The sequence below is a fragment of the uncultured Ruminococcus sp. genome, from assembly GCA_902785355.1.
GTDB lineage: Bacteria > Bacillota > Clostridia > Oscillospirales > Acutalibacteraceae > Ruminococcoides.
Genome location: CACZYF010000047.1, coordinates 1 through 9583, shown reverse-complemented (window position 1 = coordinate 9583; position 9583 = coordinate 1). Strand labels below are relative to the sequence as shown.

General features: G+C 56.1%; 8 protein-coding genes. 6 read left to right on the top strand and 2 right to left on the bottom strand.

Annotated features, from left to right (window positions below; all coding sequences use genetic code 11):
* From R2I50_RS09310 to R2I50_RS09285, 6 genes are all read left to right on the top strand, one after another.
* A partial coding sequence (locus tag R2I50_RS09310; RefSeq protein WP_316608873.1) for a dockerin type I repeat-containing protein occupies positions 1-694 on the top strand: 694 nt, incomplete at its 5' end.
* A 158-nt stretch (positions 695-852) separates the two neighbouring features.
* Entirely contained in the window at positions 853-2145 is a 1293-nt protein-coding gene (gene hisS, locus R2I50_RS09305) for a histidine--tRNA ligase (protein ID WP_316608872.1), read from the top strand.
* Between the two features lie 36 nt (positions 2146-2181).
* A complete protein-coding gene (gene aspS, locus R2I50_RS09300; protein WP_316608871.1) occupies positions 2182-3969 on the top strand; it encodes an aspartate--tRNA ligase in 1788 nt (595 codons plus the stop codon).
* A 22-nt stretch (positions 3970-3991) separates the two neighbouring features.
* On the top strand, positions 3992-4474 hold the full coding sequence (locus tag R2I50_RS09295) for a DUF4854 domain-containing protein (RefSeq protein ID WP_316608870.1): 483 nt from the start codon (positions 3992-3994) through the stop codon (positions 4472-4474).
* 47 nt (positions 4475-4521) lie between these two features.
* Positions 4522-4668: a hypothetical protein gene (locus R2I50_RS09290; RefSeq protein WP_316608869.1), complete on the top strand. Its 147-nt coding sequence runs from the start codon at positions 4522-4524 to the stop codon at positions 4666-4668.
* Positions 4669-4969: 301 nt separating this feature from the next.
* Positions 4970-5761 (top strand): hypothetical protein, encoded by a 792-nt coding sequence (locus R2I50_RS09285; RefSeq protein ID WP_316608868.1) that lies wholly within the window; start codon positions 4970-4972, stop codon positions 5759-5761.
* Positions 5762-5868: 107 nt separating this feature from the next.
* On the opposite strand, the gene R2I50_RS09280 is transcribed toward R2I50_RS09285, so the two are convergent.
* A complete protein-coding gene (locus tag R2I50_RS09280) occupies positions 5869-6432 on the bottom strand; it encodes a hypothetical protein (RefSeq protein WP_201428065.1) in 564 nt (187 codons plus the stop codon).
* Between the two features lie 162 nt (positions 6433-6594).
* Positions 6595-9288, bottom strand: a complete 2694-nt coding sequence (locus tag R2I50_RS09275; protein ID WP_316608867.1) for a valine--tRNA ligase — start codon at positions 9286-9288, stop codon at positions 6595-6597.
* Positions 9289-9583: the final 295 nt, after the last annotated feature.

The window sequence follows — 9583 nt, the reverse complement described above, 5'->3', positions numbered from 1 at the left end:
AAATGCTCCCGCGTACTGTGAAAGCTGGCCCGGCTACCGCGCAATGGTCGAGGACACCGAACAGGGGATCTACTATGTCGATATGCCGGCGGATGCGTCGTTTTTGATCTGGAACAACGGCGTAGACGGCGGACAGGATCCCGATCAGCCGATCTTTCAGAAAATGAAATCATCCATCAGTCTTCCCTGCGAATATGCGGAACCGGATGAATGGGCGACCGTACCGGAGGGCTGTGACAGCTTTGACGGGTGCATTTTCGTCCCGTTTGTCCTGAATATTTACAGCGAATACCAGCCCAACAGACCCGTCAGCGGCTCATGGTATTTTTATTACGGCGACGGATGCTACGGGATGTACGCGGAGGATTCCGAACACTTCACCGATATCGAGCATAACTGCTGTAATCCCGAACATATTGACGCAAACGGCAAGCATATCGGCTTTTCGGCGCCGATCCGCGGCGATTATGACTGGGACAAAACAGTCACCGTCCTCGACGCGACCCGCGCACAGCGTGTCCTCGCCGATATCGTCACCGATTCCAACCCCGCCCATATCAAAAACGTCGACGCGGACGGCGATGGTGAGCTGACTATCGTTGACGCGACCCGCATCCAGCGCGTGATCGCGGGACTGTGCGATTTTGAGGGAAATACCTACGAAGAGTATGAGCTTCCGATCGTCACTCCCTGATACGACTGCTGGTTTAAGCCCTGCTGACGCAGGGCTTTTCTTGTGCCGTAAACCTATTGCAACGCCTTTCTTTTTGTGCTACAATATATAAAGCGAAATTTAGGCTGAAAACAAGTAGGGACGGCGAGTGAGAACGCCGTCTGAAAGGATGAAAAAACATGGCGTTGATCACCAAAAAGCCGAGAGGCACGGAGGATGTTCTGCCCCGCGACAGCTATCGCTGGCAGTTCCTCGAGAATCTCTTCCGCGAGGAGGCGCGCGCCTTCGGCTACAAGGAGCTGCGTACGCCTGTTTTTGAACACACCAACCTCTTTGAGCGCGGCGTCGGTGACACCACCGACGTGGTGCAGAAGGAGATGTACACCTTCCTGACCAAGGGAGGCGACAGCATCACCCTGCGGCCCGAGGGTACGGCAGGCGCAGCGAGAGCCTTTCTCGAGCACGGTCTGCACAACGATCCCCTGCCCATCAAGGCGTATTACCTGACCTCCTGCTACCGTTATGAGAAGCCGCAGGCGGGTCGACTCAGAGAGTTCCACCAGTTCGGCATGGAGTGCTACGGCACCTCCCATCCCGCCGCCGACGCGGAGCTGATTACCGCGGCGGCGAATATATTTGACCGTTTAGGGCTTAAGAACATCCGTCTGGAAATCAACTCCATCGGCTGTCCCAAGTGCCGCGCCGCATACCACAAGGCGCTGACAGAATACTTCTCGCAGTATAAGGATACCCTGTGCGAGGACTGCCGGGAGCGACTCGAGCGCAACCCGATGCGCCTGCTCGACTGTAAGGTGCCGCACGATCACGAGATCGCGCAGGGTGCGCCGACGGTGCTCGACTACCTGTGCGACGAGTGCAGCGAGCATTTTGACGGCGTGAAGCGCTATCTGGACGCAAACGGCGTCGCATATACCGTGAATCCCACTATCGTGCGCGGACTGGATTATTACACCAAGACCGTGTTCGAGTTCATCTCGGGCGATATCGGCGCCCAGAGCACGATCTGCGGCGGCGGCCGCTATGACGGGCTGATTGAAGAGCTGGGCGGCAACGCGATGCCCGCGCTGGGCTTTGCGGCGGGTATCGAACGCCTGCTGCTGACCCTCGACGCGCAGGGTATCGAGATCCCCGCGCCCGCTCCCTGTGATATCTACATCGCCTCGATGGGAGATAATGCCCATATGAAGGCGGGCGAGCTGTGCAATATGCTCCGCAAGGCGGGTCTTTACGCCGAGTTCGATGTCTTCGGCAGAGGGCTCAAGGCGCAGATGAAGTACGCCAACAAGCTCGGCGCGCAGTTCTCGATGGTACTGGGCGATGATGAGATCGCGAACGGTACCGCCAAGCTCAAGAATATGGCGGATGGCGAGCAGAGCGATATCCCGCTCGACGCCGACCGCTTCATCAAGGAGTTCACCGCGGCGAAATTAGCGGCTCAGTTCAAGGAGTAATCGAACACCTACAATCTGGAATAAGGAAGGATTTATATGGCAGAATTTATGACCGGGCTCAAGCGTACCCATTACTGCGGCACGCTGAGAGCCGATAACATCGGACAGGAGGTCGTCGTATGCGGCTGGGTGCAGCGTCAGCGCGATCTCGGACAGCTGATCTTCATCGACCTGCGCGACCGTACCGGTATCGTGCAGCTCGCTTTTGACGACAATACCGACAGGGCGATCTTTGACAAGGCGTTCTCCGCCCGCTCGGAGTATGTGCTGTGCGCTGTGGGAACGGTGCGCGAGCGCTCCGCAAAGAGCAGCAAGATCCCGACCGGCGATATCGAGATCGAGGTAAAGGATCTCCGCGTGCTCTCCAAGGCGCAGACCCCGCCCTTCGAGATCGTCGACGACTCCAAGACCGCGGAGGATATCCGCCTGAAGTACCGTTATCTTGACCTCAGACGCACCCCCCTGCAGAACAATATCATCACCCGCTCCAAGATCGCGAAGGTCGCGCGGGACTACTTCTATGAGAACGGCTTCATCGAGATCGAGACGCCGATGATGATCAAGTCCACCCCCGAGGGCGCGCGCGATTACCTCGTGCCCTCGCGCATCCATAACGGCAAGTTCTACGCCCTGCCCCAGTCTCCGCAGATTTACAAGCAGCTGTTGATGCTCTCGGGCTTCGACCGCTATATCCAGCTCGCACGCTGCTTCCGCGACGAGGATCTGCGCGCCGACCGCCAGCCCGAGTTCACCCAGATCGATATGGAGCTCAGCTTCGTGGACGTCGAGGATATCATGGAGATCAACGAGGGCTTGATGCAGCGCATCTTCAAGGAGGTCAAGGGTATCGACCTCGAGATCCCCTTCGAGCGCATGACTTATAACGACGCGATGAACACCTACGGCTCGGATAAGCCCGATGTGCGCTTCGGGATGCCGATACAGGATCTGACCGATACCGTGAAGGATATCGACTTCGTCGTGTTCAGGAGCGCGATCGAGAACGGCGGTTCCGTCCGCGCGATCGTCGCAAAGAACGCCGCCTCCGCCCTGACCCGCAAGAAGATCGACAAGCTCACCGAGTTCGTCAAGGGTATCGGCGCAAAGGGACTTGCGTATATTCGCTGGGCTGACGAGACGCCCAACTGCTCGTTCGGTAAATTCCTCGGCGAGGGCGACCTCGACCGTATCACCGGCGCTCTCGGCGTAGAGAAGGGCGACGTCGTATTGATCGTCGCCGATAAAAACAGTACCACCCTGCCTGTGCTGGGCGCGCTGCGCTTAGAGGTCGGCAGACAGCTCGACCTGATCCCGAAGGATGTATTCAAGTTCGTCTGGATCGTGGACTTCCCGTTCTTCGAGTACGACGAGGAGAGCGGCGAGTGGGTCGCGATGCACCACCCCTTCACGATGCCGAAGGAGGAGTGCCTGCAGTACCTCGAGAGCGACCCCGGCAAGGTGATCGCCAAGGCGTATGACCTGACCCTCAACGGTACGGAGCTCAGCTCCGGCTCCATCCGTATCACGGACTATGAGCTGCAGCAGCAGATGTTCCGCGCGCTCAAGATGACTGACGAGGAGATCGAGGCGAAATTCGGCTTCCTGGTCGAAGCCTATAAGTACGGCGCTCCGCCCCACGGCGGCATGGGTATCGGTCTCGACCGTATCGCGATGCTCCTGTGCGGCGCCGACAGCCTGCGCGACGTCACCGCCTTCCCCAAGGTTCAGAACGCCTCCGAGCTGATGAGCAACTGCCCCTCCGAGGTCGATCAGGAATCCCTCGACGTGCTGGGTATCCAAATCAAAGAGTCAAAAGACTCTTGATAGTTTGAAAGGAGTAACCGTTATGAGAAGAATTCTATCCGTAGCAGCTGTTATTCTGGCGCTTTGCATGGTGCTCAGCCTTGCTGCCTGCGGAGGTAACAAGGCGGGCTCTACAGCCGATTCCGCTAAGACTGCCGAGACCGAGGTCACCGGCGATGCCGCCCTGCTCAAGTCTTATTTCGAGGGTGATGCTTTTCAGAAGCAGAAGGAGTCCATCAGGGAAGCGCTCAAGGATAAGATGGACGTCGAATTTACAGCCGATGGTACGACCATGGTGATCACCTACACGTTCAAGCAGAAGTTCATGGACACTTCCTTCCCCGGCGGACTGACCGATGAGCTCAAGGAAAAGATCAAAGAGAGCATGGAAGAATATCTCAACGGTCAGGAAGAAACCGTAAAGCCGATAATAGACGAGCTGAAGGACAACGGTATGAGCGATCCATCCATCAGGATCGAAGTCCTCGGACCCGACGGCACCGACTACGGTTCAAAGACGTTTTGATGAAATGAATCGTTCGATATAACAGAACAGCCGCACCCTTTATGTAGTTGTCCTTAACGGAGAATTACTGGCGGGAGGTCACCGCCTTCCCCAAGGTTCAGAACGCCTCCGAGTTGATGAGCAACTGTCCCTCCGAGGTCGATCAGGAATCCCTCGACGTGCTGGGGATCCGGATCGCGCATAAGGAAGATTGAGGAAAGCGACCGACAGGCGTTATCGATGGGGGTCTATCCTCGCTGAATATAAGTGTGAAGGAAGATAAAAAAACAGCCATTGATGTAAAAATATACCCATTGAAACTATCTAAAATGACCATAACCTCAGGACTGCTGATGGCGTTCTGAGGTTATTTTGTCAGTTTTTTTGCGGACATATTGCGACAGTAAACCTGAGATGATATAATACAATCGAAGAAGAAACGGAAAGATTATCAACCGTTTCTGTTTCATATTGATTTCTCACTTAGGAATCAGAAAATAATAAAGTGAGGTTTTTATGATGAAAAAAGCAATCGCACTCGTATGCGCGATCTTGATGGCGGCGACAGCTCTGACCGCTTGCGGTCGTAAGATCATCAAAAACGGCGACGCTCCCGCTCCTGTTTCCAGCGCGGCCGATAACAACCAGACAAGCTCTGTTGCGGAGTCCGTTACAAGCACTCCCGCGAGCAGCGCGGCAGACACCAGCAGCGCTCCCGTGGGAAGCAACGTCAAGGTTGAGGCTTCCAAGAACAGCAAGGCCAGCGACGGTATCAAGGTAGAGGGCATCCCCTTCTTCGACGACTACAGCAAGAACGTTTATCTGCTGATCACCAACGACAGCGGCAAGGACTGCAACCTCGATATCAACGTCGACTTCTTCAAGGATGGCAAGATCGTCGGCACCACCAGCAACTACATTGACGCTGTTGCGAAGGGCACCACCGTCTGCGAGGAATTCTCCTGCGATGAGGACTTTAACTCCTATGAATATAAGGTCGACGCCTCCGACCTGAGCAGCTATGAAGTCCCGGTCGACCAGGATCTGGCGCTTGAGGTCAGCCAGCTGACCGACAAGGTCATCGTCAGCTTGACCAATAACGGCAAGACTCCCGCGAATTACGTTTGGTATGACGTATTCTTCTACAAGAACGGAAAGCTGGTTGATCACAACAACAACTACTGCTATGACGACGACTCCGAGATCAAGCCCGGCGCCACCGTAAGAAGCGAATGCAGCACCTACGTTGAGGGCGGCTTCGACGACGCGAAGGTCTACTTCCACGGCGAGGGCAATAACAACAGCTGATCGCTGAATAAGCAAATAAATGACGGCACGTTCGATTGAGCGTGCCGTTTTTGTATGCAAAAGTTTTTGAGATAATATGTAGATGATGTTGAAAACAGGGGATAGACTCAGTCGGGAATGAACTCGTGCTTTGCGTTGTTGAAGGTGAAGGAGAGGACATGGGTCTCGGGGTCGATGGTGACGGCAGTGTTTTCGTCACAGGATTCGCCGTTCTTGGAGGTGCCGTCATAGCGGGTGGTGATGTGGAGGGTCGTGCCGCTGTCAGAGGTCGAATAGGTGCCGGTACAGCCGATGAGACCTAAGACGCAGTTAAAGGTGTTGTCGCTGTCGAAGGTGATATAGGCGCCTGTCTGACGAATGACGGAGCCGTAACGGACGCTCGGGCGCTGTTCCGCGCCGTCCGCGTAGACCATGCTCAGATTCCAGCGCGTGCCGCTGAGGGAGATGGGAGAGGGGTCGCTGTCGGTCGGATGCTCGGCAGCGGTGTTCTGCGCGGGAGCATCAGTCGAGGGGGCTGTGGTCGGCGCGATTGTTGCGGGAGTTTCGGTCGGTGTTTGAGTCGCTGTTACGGCGGTTTCGGTGGAATTCTCGGCGGGCGTTTTGGCGCAGGCGGAGAGGGAGAGAGCCGCCAAAAGGCAGAGAACGGCGATGATACGGGAAAGATTTTTCATACGGATCACCCTTTCAAATAGGATATAAGAGGCTGTGAAAAAATCTTCATCATCGAGAGGAGTAAGCGGCGCGGCAGCCCCTGGGATCTCTCCTTTGTGGGATTGCCACGGGCTAAAGCCCTCGCAATGACTGCGTTTTTCACAGCCCTTTTGTTGTGTTGATTATTTTAAGTTTTCGATGGCGGCCTTAATCAGGGCGATCTTCTCGCGCTCGCGCTCCGCCTGAGATTTGATTTTCTCGATGACGGCGGCGGGAGCCTTGCTCATGAAGCCGGGGTTACTGAGCTTCTTCTCGTCCTGCATGAGCATCTTTTCGGTGTTCATGAGCTCCTTGTTCAGGCGTTTGAGCTCCGCTTCCTTATCGACCAGCTCGTTCATCGGGATGTAGAGCTTCGCGTCGGCGGTGACGACCGTTACGGCGCCGTCAATGTTGAAATCATCGCCGATCTCGACCTCAGACGCAGACGCGAGCTTCTTAAAGAACTCGACGCCGTGCTCGAAGGTCGACGCGGTCTTGGTGGCGATATAGAGCTTCGCCTTCTTGGAGGGCGGTACGTTCATCTCGTTGCGCTGTGTGCGGATGGCGGTGATCGCGTTCATGATCTTCTGCATATCCTCCGCCTCACGCTCAAAGGCAAGCGCGTCGGTGTACTCGGGATATTTTTGAAGCATAACGGTGTCGCCCTCGTGGGGGATATTCTGCCAGATCTCCTCGGTGATGAACGGCATGAACGGATGCAGAAGCTTTAGGATCTTGTCGAGGACATAGACCAGCACTCGGCGCGCGTTCTGAGCCGCTTGTTCATCATCGCTGTAGAGGTCGGTTTTCTTCAGTTCAATGTACCAGTCGCAGAAGCAGTCCCAGATGAAGTCGTACAGCTTCTGTACAGCGATACCCAGCTCGAACTTCTCGAGGTTTTCGGTAACGTCTTTGCACAGGGTATTCAGAGTAGACAGCACCCACTTGTCCTCCAGCTTGAGCTTATCGGGGAGGGTCAGGGGTACGTCATGACCCTCAATATTCATCAGCACGAAGCGGCTGGCGTTATAGAGCTTGTTCGCAAAGTTGCGGCAGCTCTCGACGCGGGTCTCGCTGTAGCGCATATCGTTGCCGGGGGAGTTGCCCGTCGCGAGGAAGAAGCGCAGCGCGTCGGCGCCGTACTTCTCGATGACCTCGATCGGGTCTACGCCGTTGCCCAGCGATTTGCTCATCTTTCTGCCCTGTTCGTCACGGATCAGACCGTGGATGAACACGGTGCGGAAGGGTACGTCGCCCATGTTGTGGATGCCGGAGAACATCATGCGAACGACCCAGAAGAAGATGATGTCGTAGCCGGTGACCAGCGTATCGGTGGGGTAAAAGTACTTGAGCTCCTCGGTGTTCTCAGGCCAGCCGAGGGTCGAGAACGGCCACAAGGCGGAGCTGAACCAGGTGTCGAGGGTGTCGGGATCCTGGGTCATGTGCTTTGAGCCACAGTGAGGGCAGGTGTCTACGGCGGTTTTGCTGACGACCATCTCGCCGCACTCATCGCAGTAGTAAACAGGGATACGGTGACCCCACCACAGCTGACGGGAGATGCACCAGTCCTTGATATTTTCTAACCAGTTGAAATAGATCTTCTCGGATCTCTTGGGGATAAACTGCGTCTTGCCGGTGCGTACCGCGTCGATCGCGGGAGCGGCAAGGGGCGCCATCTTAACGAACCACTGCTTCGATACCATCGGCTCGATGGTGGTGTGGCAGCGGTAGCAGGTGCCTACGTCGTGAGAGAGCGGCTCGATCTCCTTGAGCAGTCCGAGGGCGGTCAGGTCATCGACGATCGCCTTGCGCGCCTCGTCTGTGGTCATGCCGGCATACTTGCCGCAGTCGAGTACCTCGGGCTCGTTCTCGCTGAGCTTGCCCTTCGCTTTCAGCTCCTCGTATGCCGCAACATCCTCGGCGCCGGTCATGTGACCGTCGTAGGTGAAGCAGCGCACGATCGGCAGGCTGTGCCTAAGCCCGACCTCAAAGTCGTTGGGGTCATGGGCGGGGGTGATCTTCACGACGCCGGTACCCTTCTCCATATCGGCATGCTCGTCGCATACGATCGGGATCTCCTTATCCAGCAGGGGGAGGATGACGTGACAGCCGTGCAGGTGCTTATAGCGTTCGTCCTCGACGTTGATCGCGACGGCGGTATCGCCCAGCATGGTCTCGGGACGGGTGGTGGCGATCTCCAGCATTTCGCCCGTCTCCTTGACGGGGTAGAGAATGTGCCAGAAGTTGCCGTTCTTCGCTTCATATTCGACCTCGGCGTCCGAGATCGAGGTGCAGCAGTGCGGGCACCAGTTGACCATGCGGTTACCGCGATAGATTAGCCCCTCGTTATACAGCTTGATGAATACTTCCTTGACGGCGTTGGAGCAGCCCTCGTCCATCGTAAAGCGCTCGCGCTCCCAGTCACAGCTGACGCCCAGCTTCCAGAACTGCTTGGTGATCCTGCCGCCGTACTCGCGCTTCCATGCCCACGCTCGCTCAAGGAACTTCTCACGTCCGAGATCGTCCTTAGTGACGCCTTCCTTGCGCATCGCCTCTACGATCTTCGCCTCGGTGGCGATGGAGGCGTGGTCGGTGCCGGGCAGCCACAGCGCCTCGTATCCCTGCATCCTGCGCCAGCGGATCAGGATGTCCTGCAAAGTATTGTCCAGCGCGTGACCGATATGCAGCTGACCCGTGATGTTCGGTGGCGGCATAACGATGCAGTAGGGCTTCTTGTCGGGGTCGACCTTGGCGTGGAAGTAGTTGTGATCCAGCCAGTATTGATATATCCTGTCCTCGACCTGCCTGGGGTCATAGGACTTGTTGAGTTCTGCCATAATAGCCTTCCTCTCCATATTTTTATCGGTTGAGATTGCCGCGTCGGGACGATGTCCCTCCTCACAATGACAATCGAATATGATACTGATACTCTAACCTATATATTATCGCATTACAAGCGGCTTTTGTCAAGGCTTTTTCGGGAACGGAGATGGGAGGTAGAGGAGTGAGGAGGTATTATAAATTAGGAATGAGGAATTAGGAATTAGGAGTTATATAAACGTTGCATAGAATCGTAGGGGACGGTTCCTCAGCCGGAGACGGCACCCCTCTGTCGCTTCGCGCCACCTCCCC

Excerpts from the sequence above, each read along its gene's own strand:
- hisS (WP_316608872.1), top strand. The coding sequence starts at position 853 with ATGGCGTTGATCACCAAAAAGCCGAGAGGCACGGAGGATGTTCTGCCC.
- aspS (WP_316608871.1), top strand. The coding sequence starts at position 2,182 with ATGGCAGAATTTATGACCGGGCTCAAGCGTACCCATTACTGCGGCACG.
- R2I50_RS09295 (WP_316608870.1), top strand. The coding sequence starts at position 3,992 with ATGAGAAGAATTCTATCCGTAGCAGCTGTTATTCTGGCGCTTTGCATG.
- R2I50_RS09285 (WP_316608868.1), top strand. The coding sequence starts at position 4,970 with ATGATGAAAAAAGCAATCGCACTCGTATGCGCGATCTTGATGGCGGCG.
- R2I50_RS09280 (WP_201428065.1), bottom strand. The coding sequence starts at position 6,432 with ATGAAAAATCTTTCCCGTATCATCGCCGTTCTCTGCCTTTTGGCGGCT.
- R2I50_RS09275 (WP_316608867.1), bottom strand. The coding sequence starts at position 9,288 with ATGGCAGAACTCAACAAGTCCTATGACCCCAGGCAGGTCGAGGACAGG.